At 44.1% G+C, this 23,077-nt stretch carries 22 protein-coding genes; 13 read left to right on the top strand and 9 right to left on the bottom strand.

The genetic code is table 11. The features are described 5' to 3' along the window. The first annotated feature begins 96 nt into the window (after positions 1 to 96). The 4 genes from AXE82_RS10150 (at position 97) to AXE82_RS10135 (ending at position 4,747) form a co-directional block, all read left to right on the top strand. Positions 97 to 1,230: a cation diffusion facilitator family transporter gene (locus AXE82_RS10150; protein ID WP_228140535.1), complete on the top strand. Its 1,134-nt coding sequence runs from the start codon at positions 97 to 99 to the stop codon at positions 1,228 to 1,230. Positions 1,231 to 1,514: 284 nt separating this feature from the next. After that, a complete protein-coding gene (locus AXE82_RS10145; RefSeq protein WP_100269686.1) occupies positions 1,515 to 2,270 on the top strand; it encodes a hypothetical protein in 756 nt (251 codons plus the stop codon). A gap of 18 nt (positions 2,271 to 2,288) precedes the next feature. Beyond that, positions 2,289 to 4,157 carry a monovalent cation:proton antiporter-2 (CPA2) family protein gene (locus AXE82_RS10140; RefSeq protein WP_062334353.1) on the top strand — a complete coding sequence of 623 codons (1,869 nt, stop codon included), beginning with the start codon at positions 2,289 to 2,291 and terminating at the stop codon, positions 4,155 to 4,157. Positions 4,158 to 4,219: 62 nt separating this feature from the next. Next, a complete protein-coding gene (locus AXE82_RS10135; protein WP_100269684.1) occupies positions 4,220 to 4,747 on the top strand; it encodes an O-acetyl-ADP-ribose deacetylase in 528 nt (175 codons plus the stop codon). A gap of 299 nt (positions 4,748 to 5,046) precedes the next feature. Here the strand turns inward: AXE82_RS10135 and AXE82_RS10130 are convergent, their stop codons facing one another. Together AXE82_RS10130 and AXE82_RS10125 are read right to left on the bottom strand one after the other, a co-directional pair. Further along, positions 5,047 to 5,331, bottom strand: a complete 285-nt coding sequence (locus tag AXE82_RS10130) for a YbdD/YjiX family protein (RefSeq protein WP_036598588.1) — start codon at positions 5,329 to 5,331, stop codon at positions 5,047 to 5,049. Positions 5,332 to 5,416: 85 nt separating this feature from the next. Beyond that, on the bottom strand, positions 5,417 to 7,507 hold the full coding sequence (locus tag AXE82_RS10125; RefSeq protein WP_406946765.1) for a carbon starvation CstA family protein: 2,091 nt from the start codon (positions 7,505 to 7,507) through the stop codon (positions 5,417 to 5,419). Between the two features lie 551 nt (positions 7,508 to 8,058). Here AXE82_RS10125 and AXE82_RS10120 point away from each other — a divergent pair. The 6 genes from AXE82_RS10120 to scpB all read left to right on the top strand — a co-directional run bounded on the left by AXE82_RS10120 (position 8,059) and on the right by scpB (position 12,862). Further along, complete coding sequence (locus tag AXE82_RS10120) at positions 8,059 to 9,048, top strand: LpxL/LpxP family acyltransferase (RefSeq protein ID WP_062334955.1); 990 nt, start codon at positions 8,059 to 8,061, stop codon at positions 9,046 to 9,048. A 136-nt stretch (positions 9,049 to 9,184) separates the two neighbouring features. Beyond that, positions 9,185 to 10,276: a tryptophan--tRNA ligase gene (trpS, locus tag AXE82_RS10115; RefSeq protein ID WP_062334344.1), complete on the top strand. Its 1,092-nt coding sequence runs from the start codon at positions 9,185 to 9,187 to the stop codon at positions 10,274 to 10,276. A 10-nt stretch (positions 10,277 to 10,286) separates the two neighbouring features. Next, a complete protein-coding gene (locus AXE82_RS10110) occupies positions 10,287 to 10,901 on the top strand; it encodes an O-methyltransferase (protein WP_062334340.1) in 615 nt (204 codons plus the stop codon). A 109-nt stretch (positions 10,902 to 11,010) separates the two neighbouring features. Continuing rightward, positions 11,011 to 11,535: a nuclease-related domain-containing protein gene (locus AXE82_RS10105; RefSeq protein ID WP_237049450.1), complete on the top strand. Its 525-nt coding sequence runs from the start codon at positions 11,011 to 11,013 to the stop codon at positions 11,533 to 11,535. Then, a complete protein-coding gene (locus AXE82_RS10100) occupies positions 11,532 to 12,320 on the top strand; it encodes a segregation and condensation protein A (RefSeq protein ID WP_062334333.1) in 789 nt (262 codons plus the stop codon). Before AXE82_RS10105 ends, AXE82_RS10100 begins: the two co-directional genes overlap by 4 nt. Further along, on the top strand, positions 12,317 to 12,862 hold the full coding sequence (gene scpB / locus AXE82_RS10095; RefSeq protein WP_062334329.1) for an SMC-Scp complex subunit ScpB: 546 nt from the start codon (positions 12,317 to 12,319) through the stop codon (positions 12,860 to 12,862). Before AXE82_RS10100 ends, scpB begins: the two co-directional genes overlap by 4 nt. A gap of 13 nt (positions 12,863 to 12,875) precedes the next feature. On the opposite strand, the gene AXE82_RS10090 is transcribed toward scpB, so the two are convergent. Continuing rightward, positions 12,876 to 13,982 (bottom strand): RNA-guided endonuclease InsQ/TnpB family protein, encoded by a 1,107-nt coding sequence (locus AXE82_RS10090; protein ID WP_062334326.1) that lies wholly within the window; start codon positions 13,980 to 13,982, stop codon positions 12,876 to 12,878. A gap of 50 nt (positions 13,983 to 14,032) precedes the next feature. Further along, positions 14,033 to 14,194 carry a DUF805 domain-containing protein gene (locus AXE82_RS11915; RefSeq protein WP_228140534.1) on the bottom strand — a complete coding sequence of 54 codons (162 nt, stop codon included), beginning with the start codon at positions 14,192 to 14,194 and terminating at the stop codon, positions 14,033 to 14,035. A gap of 391 nt (positions 14,195 to 14,585) precedes the next feature. On the opposite strand from AXE82_RS11915, the gene rluB reads away from it, so the two are divergent. Beyond that, a complete protein-coding gene (gene rluB, locus AXE82_RS10085) occupies positions 14,586 to 15,449 on the top strand; it encodes a 23S rRNA pseudouridine(2605) synthase RluB (RefSeq protein WP_062334324.1) in 864 nt (287 codons plus the stop codon). 83 nt (positions 15,450 to 15,532) lie between these two features. On the opposite strand, the gene AXE82_RS10080 is transcribed toward rluB, so the two are convergent. From AXE82_RS10080 to AXE82_RS10060, 5 genes are all read right to left on the bottom strand, one after another. Beyond that, positions 15,533 to 16,255, bottom strand: coding sequence for a hypothetical protein (locus tag AXE82_RS10080; RefSeq protein WP_062334321.1), 723 nt, complete (start codon positions 16,253 to 16,255; stop codon positions 15,533 to 15,535). Positions 16,256 to 16,444: 189 nt separating this feature from the next. Next, complete coding sequence (locus AXE82_RS10075) at positions 16,445 to 16,765, bottom strand: hypothetical protein (protein WP_007115494.1); 321 nt, start codon at positions 16,763 to 16,765, stop codon at positions 16,445 to 16,447. Between the two features lie 104 nt (positions 16,766 to 16,869). Then, positions 16,870 to 17,178: a hypothetical protein gene (locus AXE82_RS10070; RefSeq protein WP_227713355.1), complete on the bottom strand. Its 309-nt coding sequence runs from the start codon at positions 17,176 to 17,178 to the stop codon at positions 16,870 to 16,872. Positions 17,179 to 17,213: 35 nt separating this feature from the next. Continuing rightward, positions 17,214 to 17,972: a ribulose-phosphate 3-epimerase gene (gene rpe, locus AXE82_RS10065; protein ID WP_406946750.1), complete on the bottom strand. Its 759-nt coding sequence runs from the start codon at positions 17,970 to 17,972 to the stop codon at positions 17,214 to 17,216. A 474-nt stretch (positions 17,973 to 18,446) separates the two neighbouring features. Continuing rightward, positions 18,447 to 19,568, bottom strand: coding sequence for an endonuclease/exonuclease/phosphatase family protein (locus AXE82_RS10060; RefSeq protein ID WP_062334316.1), 1,122 nt, complete (start codon positions 19,566 to 19,568; stop codon positions 18,447 to 18,449). A 315-nt stretch (positions 19,569 to 19,883) separates the two neighbouring features. Between AXE82_RS10060 and asd the strand changes: the two genes are divergently transcribed. Both asd and AXE82_RS10050 read left to right on the top strand, forming a co-directional pair. Then, positions 19,884 to 21,026 carry an aspartate-semialdehyde dehydrogenase gene (gene asd, locus AXE82_RS10055; protein WP_062334313.1) on the top strand — a complete coding sequence of 381 codons (1,143 nt, stop codon included), beginning with the start codon at positions 19,884 to 19,886 and terminating at the stop codon, positions 21,024 to 21,026. Positions 21,027 to 21,480: 454 nt separating this feature from the next. Beyond that, on the top strand, positions 21,481 to 22,950 hold the full coding sequence (locus AXE82_RS10050; RefSeq protein ID WP_062334310.1) for a type IV pilus assembly protein FimV: 1,470 nt from the start codon (positions 21,481 to 21,483) through the stop codon (positions 22,948 to 22,950). The last annotated feature ends 127 nt before the right edge of the window (positions 22,951 to 23,077 follow it).

Raw genomic sequence — 23,077 nt, 5'->3', positions numbered from 1 at the left:
TTATTTCACGCTGATGTTTAAATGGGCTTTTTTCAACTCGCTGATTGGGCTACAATTTAGCTAATTTTTGCCATTGATTAGGGTAAGTAAATAACAATGACCCCAAAACCGCTTCAAGATTCAAAGCAGCCTACTGATGTGCACCCTAATGCGCATAGTCATGGCAACAATCATCACCATAAGGACATAACAATGACCCCAAAACCGCTTCAAGATTCAAAGCAGCCTACTGATGTGCACCCTAATGCGCATGGTCATGGCAACAATCACCGCCATGAGGATGCTGACCACAGCCCCAGTCACAGTCACAGTCACAGCCATACCGATAATCAGCGTATCATCACCATAGCGTTTGCCATCATTGCAAGCTATATGATTGTTGAAGTCATCGGCGGTTATATTACCGGCAGTTTGGCGTTGTTATCAGATGCAGGTCATATGTTTAGTGATGCGGTGTCACTTGCCATGACTTTGTTTGCGTTTATCATCGGTAAAAAATCTGCTACCTCCCATAAAACTTTTGGCTATCGCCGTTTTGAGATTTTGATTGCGCTCATCAATGGTCTGACGCTACTGATTATCAGTGCAGGTATTATCTATGAAGCGGTGCTGCGTTTTCAGCAGCCGCCACAAATCGCCACTACGGGTATGCTAGTTATCAGTACTATTGGACTTATCGTCAATTTGGTGGTGGTCAAACTGATGCACGGTGGTGATACTGATAATCTAAATATGAAAAGCGCTTATTTACATGTATTAAGTGACTTGCTAGGCTCGGTGGCTGCGATTATTGCTGCTATTGTGATTATGCTGTTTGGCTGGGTGTGGGCGGATGCGGCAGTGAGTATTTTGGTGGCGCTACTGATTGTTCGCAGTGGTTATGCTGTTGTTAAAAATGCCGCCCATATCTTAATGGAAGGCGCGCCCAATGATATTGACCAAAGCGTTATTATCCAAACCCTCTCTGCCCACCCAAACGTGTTATCGGTTCATGACCTACATATCTGGACGATTACCAGCGGCTTACATAGCTTATCTTGTCATATCATCGTCCCAAGCTCGCTTACCCTGCAGCAAACTGATGCGCTATTATCAGACTTACAACACGAGTTACAGCATTTAGGCATTGGGCACAGTACACTGCAATTTGAAAGTGATTTGCATGCGCACTCCGCGCAGTTTAATTGTGGTATTACCAGCAAACCCCCTGTCCATGCGCACGCACACTAACCGACTTTTTGACCCGAAGTGCAAAAAGTCGATGTTGCCGCTGAGCATTTTTAGTTTTTGTTTTGTGGTGTTTGCTGTTTGTTTGCTTGCTTAATTTTTCTTACGATTAATTGCTTAATTGTGCGCATTACTTAGGCTAAATATGTTAGGATGAATCAGCACCCTGCTGTGACAAGCCTTGTTTGCTAAACGCTTGCCAGACAATTAAACATCTGTATTAAATATCTATTTAATTTTCTATTAAATCTACATAAAAATCATTAGCTTACTTCGGTTAAACGCGTATGACACACCGTTCTGCACCTTTCGTGGCACCCAACTTGCATCTCACCCAATCTGATGGCTCAGACAACTCAGATAATGGCAACCCCTCAGCATTGCTGGTTGATGAAAAGGCGCATAAAAAACAGGTCAAATTATTGCTATCGACCTTGCAAGCCGATATTGCCCAGTTTCGGGATAATTTTTTTCCGCCGCCCTATCTCACCCAAATTCAAGACTTGCCTATTTATGCAGGCAATTTGGCAGAGGTGCAAAGCTATGAGCAAACCTGGCAAGCTTTGATTGACCGTGCCAAAGGCTTTTACCCTTCAGCAGGATTGCCGCCTGATTATCTGCCATTACCCGCAAGCCTTGAGATACCGCAGTTTATTTATCATGTGCAAAAACTACATTTGACCCGTACCAAAGCCAAGGAATCCAAAAATTTTGGCTCGGTGGGTGCACTGGTTGAAAAATGCGGTCCGTATGAGGATGCCCAGTTGATAGCAATGGAAAATGCCCTAGCCAAAGGCAAAGACGTGCGGCTGGTAGCGCATCGTGAATTTATTGATTTACGTGCTTATGTGTTTTGTCGCAATCGCAAAGGTGAATTGCTAGAGCCTGAGAGGATTCGTTTTTATCGCACAGGTTTGGTCATTCAAACATTAGCAGACTTTAAAGTGGTGGACAGTCGGCAAACTCCCCGTAAAAAACGCAATGACGCCTATAAAAATGCCATTGCCGATAACGGGATTTGGAAAATTTTTGTCAAAAATTAAAAATAATTGAGGTTTTGTATGTTTGTGCTTGCTGCCAGTGCTGATAGTTCTATGATGCTTGACGCAACTATCTTTTTGGGTGCGGCAGTGATTTTGATACCGCTTGCAAAGCGTTTTGGTATCGCCACGGTATTGGGTTATTTGTTTACAGGCTTATTGCTGGGTCCAAGTTTTTTAAAAGTTGCGAGCAACCCCGATGACTTGCTGCATTTTTCTGAATTTGGCGTCGTGCTGTTATTATTTATTATTGGTTTAGAGCTACAGCCCTCTCGGCTTTGGGCACTTCGGCAACAGATTTTTGTGTTAGGCGGGCTGCAGGTGATTGTCACCGGTGTGGTGCTGATGCTGCTATCGTGGTATTTTTTAGATATTCGGCTATCAAATAGCTTTGTCATCGGTTTTGGCTTGGCGCTGTCATCAACGGCGTTTGTGTTGCAGTTATTGGGTGAAAAAAAGCAGCTTGCCACCACGCATGGTCAACAAGCCTTTACTATTTTATTATTTCAAGATATCGCAGTTATTCCTTTACTTGCGGCATTGCCATTTTTGTCGGGCGCGCAAGAGCAAAATTACGATTGGATTTATTTTGCCAAAGTCATCAGTGTTTTTACTGGCTTGATATTTGTCAGTCGGTTTATGGTACGCCCTTTCTTTAAGTTCGTGGCGTCTAGTGACGCCACCGAGCTGCTCACCGCCACAGCGTTGTTTATCATACTGAGTGTGTCGCTATTGATGAATTATATAGGCTTGTCAATGGCACTTGGGGCATTTTTAACCGGTGTGCTACTGGCTGACTCCGAATACCGCCACGAGTTACAGGCGAGTATTGAGCCCTTTAAGGGGCTGCTGCTTGGGCTGTTTTTTATGTCAGTTGGTATGCTCATCAACGTCAAATTAATTGTGGCCAAGCCCTTACTCATCATTGGCTTGGCAGGATTGCTGATGCTCATTAAGTTTGTGGTGCTGACAATCATTGCGCGGCTCATGGGCAACAAAAACGAAAGTAGTATCCGTCTTGGGGTGACGCTAGCGCAAGGTGGGGAATTTGCGTTTGTACTGTTTAGCGTAGCAACCGCCCAGCATCTGTTAACCCGTGAACAACAAAATATTCTAAACCTTGTGGTGACTGTCTCAATGGCAATGACGCCTCTGGCATTTTTATTACTAGAAAAATTTGGCAATCCGCTATTTGCCAACGCTACGCCTAGTAAAGAATACGACAAAATACCCAACCATGAGCACGCGGTGGTGATTGCAGGATTTGGACGTGTCGGGCAAATCATCGGTCGTGTGCTACGCATGCACAATATTGAGTTTACTGCGATTGAAAAATCTGCCAACCAAGTCGATTTCGTCCGCAAATTTGGTAACCAAGTATACTACGGCAATCCCAAAAACCCAGAAATTTTGCGGGCGGCAGGGCTGGAAAACGCCAAGGTTTTTATCATCGCGATTGGTGATATTGAACTATCTGAGACGGTCGCCGCTTATGTCGTACGCAATTATCCGCATCTGACCATCTTGGCACGTGCCAAAAACCGTGAGCATTATTATCGTTTGCGCGATGTGGGTGTTAAGTATATTTGGCGAGAGACTTACCTAACTTCGCTGGATATGTCACGCGAAACCTTGGAAATATTGGGCATGGATCCAAAAACCGCCCGAAAAACCGTGCAAATGTTCCGCGATTATGATGACGCATTGATTGAACGCCAGCGCGCCATCTATCAAGATGAAGCAGAGATGATTGCCTCAGCACAATCGGCGATTCAAGAACTCGAAAGCTTATTCGATAGCGATATGACCACCGCAAAACATGAACTCAATAAAGAAAAAGAGCGATTAGAAAAATTGGCCGATGAATCCTACTCGCAAACAAAAAAATAACCCAAACAAACCATCAATAGAAACGAACATTTAAAATGTTAAAAATAATAAGGAGTACAAGCATGCAAATTCGTGTCGTACAACAAGATATTACGACCTTAGCTGTTGATGCGATTGTCAACGCTGCCAACAATTCATTGCTCGGTGGTGGCGGGGTTGATGGCGCTATTCACCGTAAAGCGGGCACGTCACTACTTGCGGCTTGTCGAGTGATTCATGATGAGCAAGGCGGTTGTCCTACTGGCAAAGCCGTGATTACCCCTGCAGGGAATTTGCCCGCCAAATATGTGATTCACACCGTCGGACCTGTTTGGCATGGCGGACAGTCAAATGAGTCAGCGCTACTAGCAAGCTGTTACACCGAGTCGCTGAAACTTGCTGAGCAAAACGGCGTTAAAACCATTGCTTTTCCCAATATTTCAACCGGTGTGTATCGTTTTCCAAAACAACAAGCCGCACAAATTGCGGTAAACACCGTAAAAGATTTTATCAAGCAAAACGAAAATCATGAATTTGAAGACATTATCTTTGTCTGTTTTGATGCAGAAAATTATCAGCTTTATCTAAATTTAGTCCAACCCGAAAATTAAAATATGCAAATTTTACCTGATGGCGAAGCTTTGACTATCGCAAAGCAGTATCTAAATGCAATATCTAAACCCATGGGTGACTGCCAACTTGCAATCATGAAAAATGAAACAATAAACCGCCTAAAGCGTGCATGATATCCGAGCCTGCACACACTGCGACCAACCCTGCCAAAGGCGATTGTGTATAAATCTTGGGTCATTATTGCCGACAATCCTTGCCAATATTTACAAAAATTAACAATTCAATTTTTAATAAAAAAACAGTCTAATTTTAGACTGTTTTTTACCGATTTATAGCGTTAGCAAGGACATCGCTTCATGCTCCCGCCATTACTCGGGTAGCGCGCATCGACGCAGTAGCGAAAAAAGGTCTTTTCATCCATCGGCTCTAGGTCAGGATGCTGCTCCTGCATATGGCTGACGTAGGTCGCATAATCAGGGACACCGACCATCAAACGAAAGCTTTGTTGCATCCGTTTGACCAGCGTAATTAGCCGGGTCATATTTTTTGGGCTAAAAATTACCTCCTTCTGCGCCTTTAAGGTCATTTTAATCAAGTTAGCGATTAATGCATTATTACTCATGTGACTCTCCTTCTATCTGCCTAGCATGGTTTTGGTGAAACCCAAGCGATTGCACAATATAAGTGCAATCTCTGGTAGTTTTTCACTAATGCGGTGCAGAAATATTTAATGGTTTTGGATCTTCATAAATCGCCTCACCTTCAACCACGGTAGGTTTATCACTTGCCAAGGCTTTTGTTAATGCGCGAATGGTACCAACTATCATCACAATCAGCACAATCATAAAGAAGCCACAAAGCACGGCATCCACATAGTTTGAGAATACGATGGTCTGCATCTCATCCAAGGTTTTGGCAGGTTTTAACACTTCACCTTTGGCAATCGCGGCACTGTATTTTTGTGCTTGTGCTAAGAAACCAATCGCTGGGTTTTCATGGAAGATTTTTTGCCAACCCGCCGTCAGACAGGTAATCAATAAGAAAACCGTGGGTGCCACAGTGACCCAAGCATACTTTTGTTTTTTCATTTTGAATAAAACTGCGGTACCTAGGGTTAATGCCATGGCTGCCAAAATTTGGTTACCGATGCCAAACAGCGGCCACAATGAGTTAATACCGCCAAGCGGATCAATGACGCCTTGGTAGACGAAGAAGCCCCAAGCGGCGACTGCAATCAAAGTCGCAAGCAAATGCACGCCAAGATTGGTTGAGCCACGTACCGATGGCACCACGATGCCGATGGTATCTTGTACCATAAAACGACAAGCACGCGTCCCTGCATCGACTGCCGTCAAAATAAACAAGGCTTCAAATAAAATCGCAAAGTGATACCAAAACCCCATCATCGCGGTACTACCAAAGATAGACGACAGGATATGCGCCATCCCAATGGCAAAGGTCGGTGCACCGCCTGTCCGTGAGATAATAGAGCTTTCACCCACTTGCTGCGCTAGTGTCGTAAGCGCATCGGGGGTAATTACAAATCCCAATTTTTGGATAGCGGCTGCCGCTGTCTCTGGGGTCGTGCCAAGAAGCGCTGCTGGGGCATTAATCGCAAAATACATACCAGGGTCAAGAATGGTGGCACAGATCATTGCCATGATACCAACCATCGACTCCATGAGCATAGCACCATAACCAATGGCGCGAGTATCTACTTCATTGTCCACAAGTTTTGGGGTCGTACCACTCGATACCAATGCGTGAAAACCAGAGATAGCACCACAAGCAATGGTAATAAACAAGAACGGAAATAACCCGCCTTTAAATACCGGACCCGTGCCATCGATAAATTTGGTAACCGCGGGCATTTTTAACTCTGGCATGGTAAAGACAATCGCTAGTGCCAAACCTACAATTACCCCTATTTTTAAAAAAGTTGATAAATAATCACGCGGCGCAAGCAGCAGCCACACAGGCAATACCGAGGCTACCACCCCATAAATCATCAAAGCCCAAGTCAGCTGGGTACCTGTCAGGGTAAACAATTCAGCCATCGCAGGGTCTTTGGCAATATCGCCACCAAAAACAATCGCCGCCATCATCAACACAAAGCCGATGATAGATACTTCCATGATTCTACCTGGGCGCAAATAACGCATATAGACGCCCATTAGCAGCGCGATAGGAATCGTTGCCGCGATGGTAAATAGCCCCCAAGGACTGTGCGCCAATGCTTTGACGACTACCAGTGCCAGTACGGCAAGAATGATGACCATCACGCCGAGTGCACCGAGCATCACCGTAATACCCGTAAAAGTACCCAGCTCGTCTTTTGCCATTTCACCCAGTGATTTACCATCACGGCGAGTGGACAAAAATAGCACAGTAAAATCTTGTACCGCACCTGCGAATACCACACCAATGATGAGCCATAGCGTACCAGGCAAATAACCCATTTGTGCCGCTAAGATAGGACCGACTAATGGACCTGCCCCAGCAATCGCAGCAAAGTGGTGACCAAATAAGACGTATTTATTGGTAGGAACATAATCTAAGCCATCTTTTAGGCGGTGAGCGGGTGTCACGCGTCGCGGATTGAGTTCAAAGACTTTTTTGGCGATAAATAAACTATAGTAGCGATAAGCAATGCTATACGAACACACGGCAGCGGCGACGAGCCACACTGCATTGATACTTTCGCCGCGGTGCAGGGCGATTGTCCCTAATGCCACTGCGCCAATAATTGCAACAAGTAACCATACTATCTTTGATAGCATGGGGGAGTTACTTGTCATTGCGGAATTTGTCTGCATGTCAACTCCTTTTTATATGAAGATCATCCTAGGGTAGAGATAAACGCAACTATATTAAAAAGCAAGTATGTTAAATGGAACTAAATCAACATGTAATTACGTTAAAGCATTATTGCTTCTTTTTTGTAATATTTTGCAAATTGTAACACGGATTGATGGTTAGTCGTCATTGAATAAATGCCTGTTACCCAATATATACCAAATTTACTGGCTTTAGCCTGCGTCGTTGTTTGGTATAATGACCCAATGAGCTTAAAAGCCTGTACATTTTAGCCCGTATTTTTTGACCAGTTTTACAAACTTAATCATCCAAGTCACTGCTACGGCATTTATTTTTGCATTTTTTATGTCTTTTCTTATATATTTTTTTATGTATTTTTTATGAAACATACCCTATGAAACCGACCCAAAATCATCAGCCTCAAATATTTGACCCGGCAGCCAAAATGCCCTCGGTTGATACTGCCAGTAATGATAGTGCCAGTAATGTTGATGCCAATCTGCTGCATCAGTCAACCGTAACACTTGAAGGCATGCCAAAGGTGAGCGAGTTGCAAAAACTGCAATCAGATAACCGTACAGCGCATAAGCCTTTTCAGTGGCAGTTTTTGTTGCCGCAATATTGGGGGATTTGGCTTGGGGTCGCGCTCATTTTGCCATTGATTTATTTGCCGTTACGTTATCAATTTAAAATCGGTCATTTTTTGGGAAAATTATTATTTGGACTGATTAAGAGCCGCCGAGCCGATACTTTGACCAATCTGTCATTGGCGTTTCCAGAGCTCAGTGAAGATGAGCGTTTAGAGATGGCAGAGAAGATTTTTATCAATGCCGGTGTGGGTGTGTTTGAAAGCCTGTGCGCGTGGTATCGACCTGATGTATTTACCCGCTGCGTCACTGTATCTGGGCTGCACCATGTCAAAAACGCCCAATCGCAAGGTAAAGCGGTGATTTTACTCGGTATCCATTCGACTTTGCTCGATTTGGGTGGACGGCTGACCACCATGTTTACCCCACTGGATGTGGTGTATCGACCGCAAAACAATGCACTGCTTGATTGGTTTATTTTTAACGCGCGCGCCAAGGTTTATAACGACCAAATCAGTCATCGCGATATGCGCCATTTTGCCAAAAACCTCAAAGACAACCATGTGATATGGATCACCCCCGACCAAGATTTTGGGCTTAAACAAGGCGTGATGGCAGACTTTTTCGGGGTGCCAGCTGCCACTTTGACTGCACCACGTCGCATGGCAAAACTGGGCAATAAAGCCAATCCGCCTGCCGTGATGATGTTGCATTTTTATCGGGAAACCCCGGATGAGATGCCAAAGGGTCGCAAACCGCATTATCACATTATCTTTTCGCCTGTCATTGACAACTACCCAACCGAAGATGAATTAGCGGATGCCAAACGCATCAATCAGCTATTAGAAAATTATATCCGTATCGACCCGACCCAATACATGTGGTTTCATCGGCGCTATAAAACCCAGCCTACTGGTATCCGCTATTACCGCTAATTTTGCTCATGCGAGTCATGTGGCTCATGTGGCTCAGCCAATTTTTGGCATGAATTTGTAGTCAAAAACCGCTATACTAACGGACAATTTTTTTGCCTATTTTGTACTTTTTTTGCTTTTGTTTGGAATTTTGAATATGAATGATAAAACAGCCGCGCCGCGCCGCATTTTAACTGGTATTACTACCAGTGGCATTCCCCATCTTGGCAACTATGTCGGTGCCATTCGCCCAGCCATACAATCGGCGATACAAGGCGCCAGTACGGGAGAAAGCGACGCTTATTTTTTCTTGGCGGATTTGCATGCACTCATCAAATGCCACGACCCTGAGGCGATTCATGCATCCACCAAGGCAATTGCTGCAACGTGGCTTGCGTGTGGTCTCGACCCTGATCGCGTGGTGTTTTACCGCCAGTCGGATATTATCGAAATTCCAGAGCTAACTTGGGTACTCAACTGTAACTGTGCTAAAGGTTTGATGAACCGTGCGCACGCCTACAAAGCCGCCGTAGATGCTAACCGTGAAACGCCAGACACTGACCCTGATTTTGGCATTTCGATGGGATTATTTAGTTATCCTGTGCTAATGGCGGCAGATATTTTGATGTTCAATGCCACCCATGTGCCTGTGGGGAAAGACCAAATCCAGCATATCGAGATGGCACGTGATATCGCAGGTACTTTTAACTTCCGCTATTGTGACCCAGAAAAACCGATTTTTGTATTGCCCGAAGCCATGGTAGATGATGACACGCCGCTACTGACGGGGCTTGATGGTCGTAAAATGTCAAAAAGCTATGGCAATACCATTCCGTTATTTGGCGACCCTTCATCAAATCAGCCACAAATAGATGGTGAAAAAGCGCTGCGAAAAGCCATCATGCGTATTGTCACCAATTCACAATTGCCAGAAGAACCCAAAAACCCCGATGACTCCACGATTTTTGAGATTTATCGTGCATTTGCTAGCACAGAAGAACAACAACTACTGCGTCAACGTTTTGAGCAAGGTATCGGTTGGGGGGATGCCAAAGAAGTGTTGTTTGAAAAAATCAACAGCGAAATTGCCCCTTTCCGAGCTCGTTACAATGAATTGATGGCGAATCCAAAAGAATTGGAAGAAATCCTACAAATGGGCGCAGAAAAAGCCCGCCGTGATGCGCGCAAACGCCTAGAAAAAGTACGAAAAGCCATTGGTATTAAGCCCCTTGCCAAACTCAAAAAATAACGAGTCACTCATGTCATTTGCCCACTTTAAAGCCTACACCGATAGGCTTTATCAAATCGATAAAGCCTTTGACGATGCGCAGCCCAACCGTCTCAACCGACATCGCCACCTTGAGCCTGATTCAGCCGAGTTTCTTGCCAGTCTGGTTATCAGCAAGCGGGCTAAAAATATATTAGAAATCGGCACATCAACGGGCTATTCTACGCTATGGCTAGGCTATGCGTTAGCCCAAATCAATCGCGCCAATACCGCGGATACTGCCACGTTGACATCGATTGATATCGATGAGTGGCGATTACTAACCGCGCGCAATCACCTGCGTACCTTGCAGTTTGACCACAATATCACGCTACAACAAGTCGATGCGAAGGATTTTTTACGTCAGTCGACCGCCCATTTTGATGTGATTTTCTTGGATGCAGAACGCAGGTTTTATGGTGACTATGTGGCTGACTTTAAGCGATTGCTGACCTTTGGCGATATGCTGATTGTCGATAATGTCATTTCTCATGCCGATGAAGTAGCAGCGTTTTTGTCAGCCTTTGAACAGGACAGCAACTATCTGTGCTCTACCCTATCCATTGGGGCAGGATTGTTTTTAGCAGTTAAACAATCAAAGGATTAATAACAAAATGCTATGGGAATTATTAAAACAAATTTGGTGGTTAATTCCTCTTTTTCTTATCATTAGTTTTTTAAAATCGCCTACTTTTAAAGGTTGGTTTGGCGAAAAAATGGTTGAAAAAGCTGCTAATCGCAAGCTGCCACATGATAGCTACCATGATTTTCAAAACGTCACTTTAGCAACTGATGAGGGTTCTACGCAAATTGACCATATTTATGTGTCGCGTTTTGGTATTTTCGTGGTTGAAACTAAAAACTATAAAGGGTGGATTTATGGTAAAGTCAAAGATGCCAAATGGACGCAAAACATTTATGGCAAAAAACATCTTTTCCAAAATCCGTTACGACAAAATTATAAACATATCAAAACATTAGAGAATTTATTAGATTTACCGAATGACGTTTTTCATTCAGTTATTGTATTCACAGGTGAATGTGAATTAAAAAGTAATTTTCCAGCCAATATCTGCCGCTTGGGAAATTTCACAGATTATATTTTGTCATTTGACCAACAAAAACTCAGCGACATACAAGTTCAGCAAATCTGCCAATTATTGGCTAAAAATCGTCTTGATAATACGCTCAAAACTCGCCATCAGCATATTCAAAACCTAAAAAAACAACATCACAAATGACCAATTTAGCCATTCGAATTTTTGAGACGCCCGTTCAAAGTCTGCCCGAAGACCTTTATATTCCGCCTGAAGCCTTTGCCATTTGGCTGGAGCAGTTTGAAGGTCCGCTGGATTTTTTGTTGTACTTGGTCAAAAAAAATAACTTTGATATCACCACCACAGCGATTTTGCCGATTACCGAGCAGTACCTGACTTATATTGATGAGCTCGATGACAATCATTTTGAGTTGGCAGGCGATTATTTGCTGATGGCAAGTACCTTAATTGCTATCAAAAGTGAATTGTTACTACCAAGTCCGCAACAGCCAGAGGATGAAAAAAACCCCACCAAGCAGCTGATTGACAGACTTGAACAATACGCCCAAATCAAACACGCCAGTCAGCGTATCGATGCGTTAATGCGGCTTGAGCGCGATGTATTTTTGGCATACGCCAGTTTGCCAAGTCCTGATATATTGGCCAAAGAGATGGCACCCTATCCTGCCACCATGCTTGCCGACAGCTTAATCAAAATGCAGCTAAAGCCCGATTACCAAATGCACCATGTCAAAGCCGATATCGTGCCACTGGCAGAGCGTATGGCAAGTATTAGCCGTATGTTGGCAAGTCTTGGTCAAGGCACTTTTCACGACATATTAGATAAGTCACAAGGCAAACTGGGTGTGGTGGTGAGTTTTGTCGCCATTTTGGAATTAGCAAAACAGCGGATGCTAAAATTTGTCGCACAAGAGGATGACAACGCTTCCGATGTAAGCGAACTAACCTTGATATGGGCATCGTCATGACCGATTTTAACCAACAACATCAGCTTGCCCAGCAGCATAGCAAATCTATCGAAGCGATTTTACATGCCTCAGAAACCCCGATTACTGCCAAACAGCTATGTCACTGGCTGTCAATTAACCCAAACCAACTGAGCATGGCGCTCACGGTCTTGCAGCAGCGTCTATCGCAAGGCGCGTTAACCTTAGCGGATACCGCGAGCGGCTACCGATTGCAAATCGCCAATGACTTTAGCCCACTGATTCAGCAAGTTTTTCCTCAGCGTCAAGAAACCTTAAGCCAAGCGTTATTAGAAACGTTAAGTGTGATTGCTTACAAACAACCAGTGACGCGTGGCGATATTGAGCAAATTCGTGGCGTGACTGTATCGAGCAATATTTTACGGCAACTATTTGATAAAGGCTGGATTATTGAGCAAGGCTTTCGCGATACGCTGGGACGTCCTGCACTACTGCATACCACCCCAGCGTTTTTAGCCGCCTTTGGGCTTAAAAGCTTGCAAGATTTACCAAAGCTGCCTGATGTGCAACAGCTTGAGATTTGACTTCCTCCCCTCCCTATCGTTCGGGGATTCCTTCTGCAAGACGGTGAAGCCCCACCGCAAGAATGTTCTTACTGGCATTGATATCTCTATCATGCCATGTGCCACACGAAGCACATATCCATTCTCTTATTCCAAGCGATTTTCTACCTTTCGGACTATTGGCGGTGATTTCACCGCAACACGAACATCGCTGGGTCGTGTATCTCTCATTCACGATTTCAAAACGGCAACCTGCGTTCTCGCACTTATAGGTCAGTTGTCGTTTGAGTTCAAACCAACCTGCATCGTAAACCGATTTGGCTAGTTTGCCTTTTTTACTGTTAAATTGGGTGGTTTTCACATCACCGACCACGATTAGGGCATTGTCTTTGACTAATTGGGTGGTAAATTTGTGGATTAGGTCTTGGCGTGTATTTTTGATTTTGGCATGAATCGCTTTGACACGTTGTTTGTTTTTAGCTCGTTGAGCAATGGCTAAATCTTTGGCATATTTGAGCGTTTGCTTGATGGTGAGTTTGTCACCGCTTGAGGTAGTGGCACTGTCTTTTAAGCCTAAATCAATCCCAACGCTACCCATTCCGCAAGTAGTTTTAGGGTATTGTTTGACGGTAATACAGGCATACCAACGGTTACGGCTGTCTTGGACGATTTCTAGTGTGTTAATTTGATATAGGCTAAGGTTGTAGCTGTCCCATAGGTCGATGATTAGTTTCTGCCCTTTGGCTAAAGATAGTTGTAAGGTGGATTTTAAGCCCTTTTTGCCTGTTTGGTGCGTGGCAATATGCTTAATAGCCGATTTTTTAAACGGTAGCCAACCCAAGCTTTTACGTTTTGATTTTGGGTTATTGGTTCGCCATGATAGTTTGGCTTTTTTGAATTGTTTTCTAGCTTTGGCGTGGGTTTCGTTGATGGCTTGAATGGTTTGCGAGTGTAAGCCAACCAGTTCACCGCTACCTTTGGTGTATTCGTTCAAATCATAAGCTGAAAAGAATTTACCAGTCTTTTGCAGATGCTTGTAACTCAAGTCATTCACATAGTTCCATACGAAATTCACTAAACCGCTTAGGCGGTTGAGTTTATCAGTATGTTTATCTCGTATGCGTAGCTTGAGTGTTTTCATGCAAATTATTTTAGCAAAATTTATGCAAGCGTTATAGTGTACAAGTTGCCTTATATCCACCGCCTAAAGTCGGTGGTTTTACGGCAACGGATGATAAAGACAATCAGCATCCACCAACCTGATTTATTAACATCATGCAAACGGCGAACACCGACTGCGATATTGGGAATCATCAACGCCAAAGAAATAAGCCCCGACAACTGCCACCGCATAACCCTCTGCATCGACACTAAATTCTACTTGTTGTCCTACCATCGGTGCCGTGGCTTGTTGCCATTATTGGCTAGTAAATGGGTAATTTTTGCCGTCCTCCGCCATGATGATACCTTGACCCTGTTGCGGCGAGAAATTGGCTATTTGCCCTTTTATTGTTATCATTCCTTTTAGTTGTATTGATTCACTTATGTCGATGATTATAACGTAAAATAATTTTTACAATGTGACGTTATTTATGTTAAATTTTTGGTTAAAATACTGGTTAAAATTTAGCCACGTGACTTTATACTAGCATTCAACCATCGCTTGTCCTACAATACGCACAAGTATGAAGTTTCATGCTAGCACAACATTGTGAAATGTTGCTACCTATTAAAGGATTATTGAATGAAAGACGAAAAACTGCAAAAAGCCCTTGCCCGTCTAGGCTTAGGTTCGCGCCGCCAAATGGAAGATGTGATTCGCGAAGGTCGCGTCAGTGTTAACGGGACTGTCGCTACTATTGGTGACCGTGTCGGACAAGGCGATGAAATCCGAGTCGATGGACGTTTGCTACGCTATACCGCAGAAAACGAAAAACGCCGCCGTATCTTGATGTATTACAAGCCAGAAGGCGAAATTTGCTCAGCCCATGACCCAGAAGGTCGTCCTACGGTGTTTGAGCGCCTGCCACCTCTGAACCATGACCGCTGGGTAATGGTGGGTCGGTTGGACATCAACTCAACGGGTTTATTGCTATTTACCAATGATGGTGAACTGGCTCACCGTCTGATGCACCCATCGAATGAAATAGAACGCGAATATGCGGTGCGTGTGATGGGCGAAGTCACCCCTGAGATTATGTTAAATCTCAAACGTGGCGTCATGCTAGAAGATGGTATGGCACAGTTTGACGACATCGTTGAAAAAGGCGGTGAAGGTATCAATAAATGGTACCAAGTCAAACTCAAAGAAGGTCGCAATCGTGAAGTACGCCGCTTATTTGAATCGCAAGGCTTAAAAGTAAGCCGACTACTGCGTATCCGTTACGGCTCTGTTAGTCTCCCAAGGGAGCTTCGCACGGGTCGCTATCTTGAGCTAGATCGCCGTGAGATTGACACCTTAGCAGGACTTGTCAACATTCGCCCGCGCCAAGGCACAGGGCTTTACGGCATTGCCAAACGCCGCCAAGAACGCTTTGAGAAAAAACCGCTGAAAGCGCGCCGCGGCGGTCATCACTTACGCCGCGATAAAGAAAAAAGAAGTAGCTAACCGCTATAAAATTTACACAAAAAGCAACTTACAAAAAAAGCGTATCAAATTGATACGCTTTTTTTATGTTAATTTGCCATCAACTACGTGCGATTTTTGACATAGCGGTAAGTTGACGCAAATTGCTGGCTGACTTCATGAAACATCTCATTGAGCAATTCATCTAATTGCAGATTGACCCGAACCAATACCTCAATTAGCATCTCGCCTGCGGTCATCTCACCCTGAATTTTTTGATTGAGCTGACTGGGATGATACTTGGCAATTTGGTCATACTGGTGTACAGCTTCGGGAATCGTCTGCTCAATCAAGCGGTTGACCACAAACTTATTTTCAGTCAACCATTGGGTTTGCGGATGGTCTGGTTGATTGGCTGACTGACTTTGGTCGCGTTGCCACGCCTGATAACGAATGAGTTTGTCATGGATGGTATCAAGCAGCATCACGGCAGCTGTTGGCATACGTTCAATTGACGCGCCATCAATACCCAAAATCGAAGGTGAAGATAATCGCGGTTGTTGAGTTTTTGCTTTAAACCATTTTTTGTCGTGTACTTTTTTGCTAGTACGTGGCATTAAGTCAAAACGGCTATCACTACCGAAGGTATTGGGAATTGGCAGGTTTGATTGGTACGCCAAGCGCATGGTTTCTGATTTTGCCAGTGATGCTGTGGGCGGCACGGAATATTGAGACATACCGACCTCAATGCCTGCCATGTCATGCAATTTATACCAAGCCAGCCTTATCCATCGATACACCAAAAAGCTTATCAATACAGTCAACAATATACCAAGCAAAATATTCATCTATACGCCCTAACAGCTTGTCTATCAATAATAGCCTGCCTATAAAAAGAAAAAGCAAATATAGCATTACTATGATTGCAACTGTTTAAAAATTCAAGCATGTTAGTTTTGGGTAAGCCTAAAAATTCATCGGTCAAAAAAAAGTATTGCGCAAAACTTTTAGCTATTACTTACCCTAAATTGTCATATTTACATGGTATGCCAATAGCGAAGTTTATTAATTTCAAATAAGAATGCCACAAACATACCGAGATAATACGCCAATTTAAGCTCAAAACTGTCATCCCGTAACTTAAAAGGTAATGCGCAAAGGGTGACGGCAAGCGGAATCCACAATAGCATAAACACCCAATTTTCGATGACATTGAGCCAGCCTTGCATTCCCTTGCTGCTACGTAAAGCCGCCAATCCTAACAACAAACAGGCAACTATCAGTGTGTTGATTAAGCCTTTTGGAAGATTGCTGGGATAAATCGATAATTCTTGCTTAGTATAATGTGGCAATGCCATTCAATAAATTCCTAAATAATTACTGGGGATTGATGTTATGTGTAGCGTCAATTTTTAGCGTTAATGTCAATGTCTTGATGGGTGCCGACTCGCCGAAAGAACTGCTAAGAATATGCCGCCATCATCCATAGCATCGCCACACAGCTAAATAACAAACCCAAGGTTAACGCATTGCGGTGTTGAATCGGTGCACGCCCCGAGTAGCGATTTAACACCTTTGAGCCCACGACAAAAGCCAATGGAATACCCAGCCAAAAAATCGCAATGGTACTCACCAGTGAGGGCAGTATTGATGATAAACTATCGCCAAACATCAACCTAAACCCAAAACCTGCCAACCCTAGCAACACCGCAAATATTGCCAGTCCAATTGTCAGCCCTTTGGGTACCAAAGACGGGGATTGAACGTCCATACCAATTTCCTTGTGTATCATTGCTTGTGTAGCACTTAAACTGGCAAGCGACTGACCAATGCCAGTTCGGCACGCATCGCATCAATCGCTTGGCGATAATCAGGTTGATTAAATATCGCTGAACCTGCGACGAACATATCAGCCCCTGCTTCGGCAACCGCACCAATATTACTGGCTTTGATACCGCCATCGACTTCAAGGCGAATATTGCGACCCGATAGCCTAATCATTTCGCGCACCGCTTCAATTTTTTTGAGGGTACCATCAATAAATGCTTGCCCACCAAACCCTGGGTTGACACTCATCAATAAAATCTGGTCAACTTTATCCATCACATAGTCTAGATAGTGTAGCGGCGTGGCAGGATTGAGCACCAGTCCACAGTCAGCGCCGCCATCTTTGATGAGCTGTAACGAGCGATCGACATGTTGCGTGGCTTCTGGATGAAAGGTAATGATGCTAGCGCCTGCCTTTAAGAACTGCTCAATCATACTATCAACCGGTGACACCATCAAATGCACATCTATCGGGGCAGTTATCCCATAATCACGCAGTGCCTGACAAATCATGCTACCAAAGGTCAAATTTGGGACATAATGATTGTCCATCACGTCAAAATGCACCACATCTGCACCTGCGGCAATAACCTTTTCGACTTCCTCGCCCAGACGGGCAAAATCTGCCGACAAAATCGAAGGAGCAATCAAAAATTGGCTATCATTGTTGGGATGGGCAAATTTATTAGGGGCTTGTTTAGGTGAGTCTTCAAGAATTTCAGACTGGTTCATCATCATTGTCCGTCAGCTTTGATTAAAAAGTGCGGATATTTTAGCAAAGATTATTTTAAAAAACTTCGACTATTTGGTGACTAGGACTATTGACAGCGACTATTTGCTGCCCGTGAAAATAAATACCGCCATAAGGCTTGCAGCATTTGCATGTAAGTAGTCAAAACAAGCAAAAAACAAGGTAGCTAGACTATGCTAAATTAGGCTAGATTATAATTGATAAGTACCAAAAAAGATAAAACCCAAGTCTTAGGGCAATAGACTTGGGTTTTAGGGCACTTCATGTCAACTATGTTATTATTATTGGCTTTCCATGATATTACTCATCCTGAGCGTCTCAACACTACCATTCCTTGGTATCATCCTTGTGTTGATGAGTTCATTGTAGGTTGTTGCACGGTTGGTTACTAGCCGCAAAAGGCGGAATCTGTTGTAAGCAAATGCTTACATGCAGTTTTACCTTGCCCGCTGCTTGCTTTCTCATGCGCCTTTCAATAATTTGCTAGCATCATTAGCGCTATCAGTCTGAGCTTCCGATAGTTTTTCGCCTTCTTTGACCCCTTCTTTGATGGTTTCTTTCGCCTCTTGATAATCGGCGATGCTTGGCAAAGGTTCAGGCTGCTCATCCATGACTTCAGGCTCATATTGTAAAGTAGTGAGCACGGGGAAATGGTCGGAGCCAATGTTGGGCATACGCGCCATGGATACCAGGGTGAAGTGATTGCTGTGAAAAACATGGTCAAGCGCCCAGCGCAAAAATGGGTAACTGGCATGAAAGGTATTGATGAATTTGCGCCCAATGCGGGGGTCTAGTAGCCCTGAGATACGCTGAAACATGCGTGTGGTATGCGACCAAGCCACATCGTTGAGATCGCCTGCAACAATCACCGTCAAGTCGTTGGCATTGATGTGTTTGCCTACCATTAATAGCTCAGCATCCCGTGTCACCGATTTATCGGCTTCGGTTGGACTCGGTGGCATGGGGTGCAAGCAGTATAGCCAAACAACCTTCCCCATGGCTAGGCGAACTTGGGTATGGATCGATGGAATATCATCAACCACCAGATATTTTACTTGCGGATTGATAAGCTCAAGCTTTGAATACAAATGCATACCATACAAGTTATCGAGTGGTACTTTGACGTTAAATGGATAGTCAGCCTCAATGGCGCTTAAAGCGTCTTGCCACGCTTGGTCAGTTTCGAGTGTCAATACAATATCGGGTTGATGGGTATGGATAAGGTCAATCAAAGCTTGTTTATTTGGATTGGTCGTCAACACATTGGCAACCAACAATTTCACTTGATAATCGCGTGATTTTGGCTGTGCCGTTTGCACTTGTTTCTTCCACAAAAACGTATAAGGCAACACCATGTACGCTTGCATAGCCAGCGCAATAAGCAGCAGCAAAATCAATCCCATCTGCCAACGACTGTCAAAAGCGCCCAGCCAAAGTAAGCCAATGAGCGCCACCAACCCCAAAAAAATCAATTGATTTCTGGGAAAATCAGCAATCCTAAACCACCATTCAAACCTAGGGATGGTTGCCCAAAAAGTTGCAAAAACCACAAAACCTGCTAGCAACTGTAACAACAGCGTCATTGTCTATCCTTTCATGTTATATTGCATTTCACATTGGTCAATATTAGCTTGTTATCATTAGCATGGCGATATAGTAGCCACAAAAATACGGCTGATAAATTGCAGTTGTGTTGCCAAACGCTATTTTTCACCCTGACATCGCTATCAGCCTATCATCTACAGCTAACTACCATCTATAGCTAAATAGATGCCCCATCTTAAAAAAAATTCACTTGCAAAACCTTACAAATACAGGCAAGGTAACAGGTTACTAATTGAAAAATCAATGTGGATTTTCTGCACTATTTATTTTGTTTACAGTAAGGAAGGGTTATCATGAGTCAGCTACGCGTAGGTTTGGTCGGATGGCGTGGAATGGTCGGTTCGGTATTAATGCAACGTATGATGGATGAAAACGACTTTGAAGGGATTACCCCAGTGTTTTTCTCTACCAGTAATGCCGGTGGCGATGCCCCTACCCCAAATGGCATTGCCCCTAGCAAGCTTGAAGATGCGCATGACTTAGCGGCCTTAGCGGCTTGTGATGCCATTATTACTTGTCAAGGCGGCGACTATACTAAAGAAGTCCATCAACCGCTACGTGATAAAGGCTGGACAGGTTACTGGATTGATGCAGCAAGCACCCTACGTATGGCGGACAATAGCATCATCGTCCTAGACCCAGTCAACCGCAATGTCATTGATGACGCTATCAAAAATGGTCAAAAAGACTTTATCGGTGGTAACTGTACGGTATCTTTGATGTTGATGGCGATTGGCGAGCTGTTCAAACGCGATTGGGTTGAATGGGTATCTGCGATGACTTACCAAGCGGCAAGTGGTGCGGGCGCCAACAACATGCGTGAGCTTATCAAGGGCATGGGCTATATCCATGATGGCGTCGCAGACGAACTCAATAACCCAGCAGGCGCAATTTTAGAGATTGACCGTAAAGTAGCCGAATTACAACGTAGCAGCGAGTTCCCGAAACAATACTTTGGTGCACCGCTTGCTGGTAGCTTAATTCCATACATTGATGTACAACTAGAAAACGGTCAATCAAAAGAAGAATGGAAAGGCTGTGTTGAAACCAACAAAATCTTAGGCAATGATGCAGACAAGACCAATGCCAACATTGTGCCGATTGATGGTATCTGCGTGCGTATCGGTGCCATGCGTTGTCACTCACAAGGCTTGACCATCAAACTAAAAAAAGACATCCCGCTAGAAGAAATTGAAGCTGCGCTTCGTAACAGTGGCAATGAGTGGCTAGATGTGGTAGAAAATGACAAAGCAGCAAGCGTTGAGCGGTTAACCCCAGTGGCGGTCACTGGCACCCTTAAAGTTGCCGTAGGTCGTCTTCGTAAGATGAATCTAGGTGGCGAATATTTATCCGCCTTTACCGTGGGCGATCAGTTGTTATGGGGCGCGGCAGAGCCATTACGCCGCACACTTGCGATTATCCGTAATCAATTATAAACCCAAGGTTTTATAAAAAACACGCTGACTAGGGCGTGTTTTTTTATGCCTGAGTAGATAGACCTGATAGTGTTAATGCGTTATTTACCCCTAAAAAAACGCCATGACCAGTAGATAGGGATTGCCGTTATCAAGGTATTGTCAGGGTATTGATAGTACAGCGTCATTATCCAAGCATCAATCCACGTATCAATCCAAGCTCAAATTGCTATCAACAGCGGGCTTTATCCCAAGCTTTATGCCAATAATAAGCGAGCCAGACTATTGAGAGTTTTGGACAAAAAGTGTAAAGTTGAGCAGATAATTTGACTGAAACTTTTGTCAAGTTGTTGGACTATCGATTAATTTGATATTTGAATATTGCCTGTCGGTATATTGACTACCATGCGACCACACAAGTAGGCATTTTTTAACACCCCTAACTAGGCTATGATACCTTCAGCAAGGATTTTTTATGTCTTGGCAAAAATACTCTGTACACTTGGTATTGGGTTTTCCATTATCGCTTCCAATTGTCGCTTATGCCGTCAATATTGGCGATACTTATGTACAAACCCAACAAAACCAACCTTTAAACGCCATTATTAATGTCAGTGATATCAATCCAAGAACTTTTTCTGTCAAAGTCGCCCAAGCTGATGTGTATCGCCAGCTAGGCTTGTCAAAAGATGCCGATATTCAAATCAAATTTGTCCCAACCAGTAGCAATGGCGGTCAGATTGTATTGACCAGCAAACGGCCGATTAATGCCCCATTTACCGATGTGGTGCTCAATATCACGGAAAATGGCGTGACCAAAACGCTGCCAAAAACCTTGTTGATGCCCATCGACAGCTCACAAAAAATCACCACGCAAGCCAATACCACGGCTTTGCAATCACCGGCGCAAAACATCGTCATAGGTTCGGCCAATCCTGTGCAGTTGCCTGTTATGTCGCCCGACGCTATGCCCATGCAGGCGATAACATTGCCATCAACCACCATCAACCAGCTGCCTAATTTACCTACAACTGGTATCCCCGCTGGCGCCGCCGCAATGACGGTGGTTAGCGAAAACAGTGACAACTTGCGTATCCAAGAGACGCGAACGGTTCGATCTGTTCAGCCAAATGGCGCTGTCTATACGCAAGACTCGCCACAAATGCAAAACCCCATCCAAACAAACGCCGCAGATAATCAATTGCCAAGCCCAGCCGCTAGTTATGGCAACCAATCTTTAGACAAATCCAAATCCAAATCCAAATCCCAATTTAAGTATAGCGCCAAAAACCCGCAAATCATTGGCGAGACAACCATTTATACATTACAGCGCAATGACAACCTTTGGACCATCGCCAGTAATATCGCAGCGGCAAACCGCAAAGATATCGATCAAGTGATGGCAGATATCATGGCAGCCAACCCGACCGCGTTCCCAGATAATGACCCAAGCAAACTTGTCGCCAATACCCAATTACAAATCCCAAAATACAACGTAGTCCCTTCACAAATTGGGATAAAATCAGCCAATAAAGCGCGACAACAATATCGTCAAAATAAAAGACGTGTCGCAAGCAAAAAATCTGCCATTGCAGCAAAATCTGCTACCAAACAACCAGCCACCCCAAAAACGACAAAAAAGACACTCAAAGCACAAAAAACACCGCGTCCATACGCAGCGACTAAAAAATCTGAAATGACCATCATCGCACCTAATCATACCAATGGTTCAGTACAAGGTCAGCGTACCAAGAACAAGGTGGGCAAAGGGATGTCATCCCAAGTGGCGGCTCAAGTTCAGCAAAAACGCCAAGCCACCGCCCAGCAAGCCACTAAAGTTAACAAACTCAATCAACACTTAGTGGGCGCTGAAAATCGCTTGAAAATACAAAACACCAAGCTTGCCCAATTAGAAAAACGCTTAAAAGAGTTAAACAAAAAATAATACAGCGCGTGGATGATATTGCCTGTGTGCTGTGTCATTTCATACCGTACAACAAATTTGTGGTGATTCATTAGTCGCATCAAGCGGTAGCTTATATCTTGCTATGCCCTAATGATAACTATCTACC

It is taken from the genome of Moraxella osloensis (assembly GCF_001553955.1).
GTDB lineage: Bacteria > Pseudomonadota > Gammaproteobacteria > Pseudomonadales > Moraxellaceae > Faucicola > Faucicola osloensis.
The sequence above is the reverse complement of the archived record's forward strand: the minus strand, read 5'-3'. Positions and strand labels throughout refer to the sequence as shown.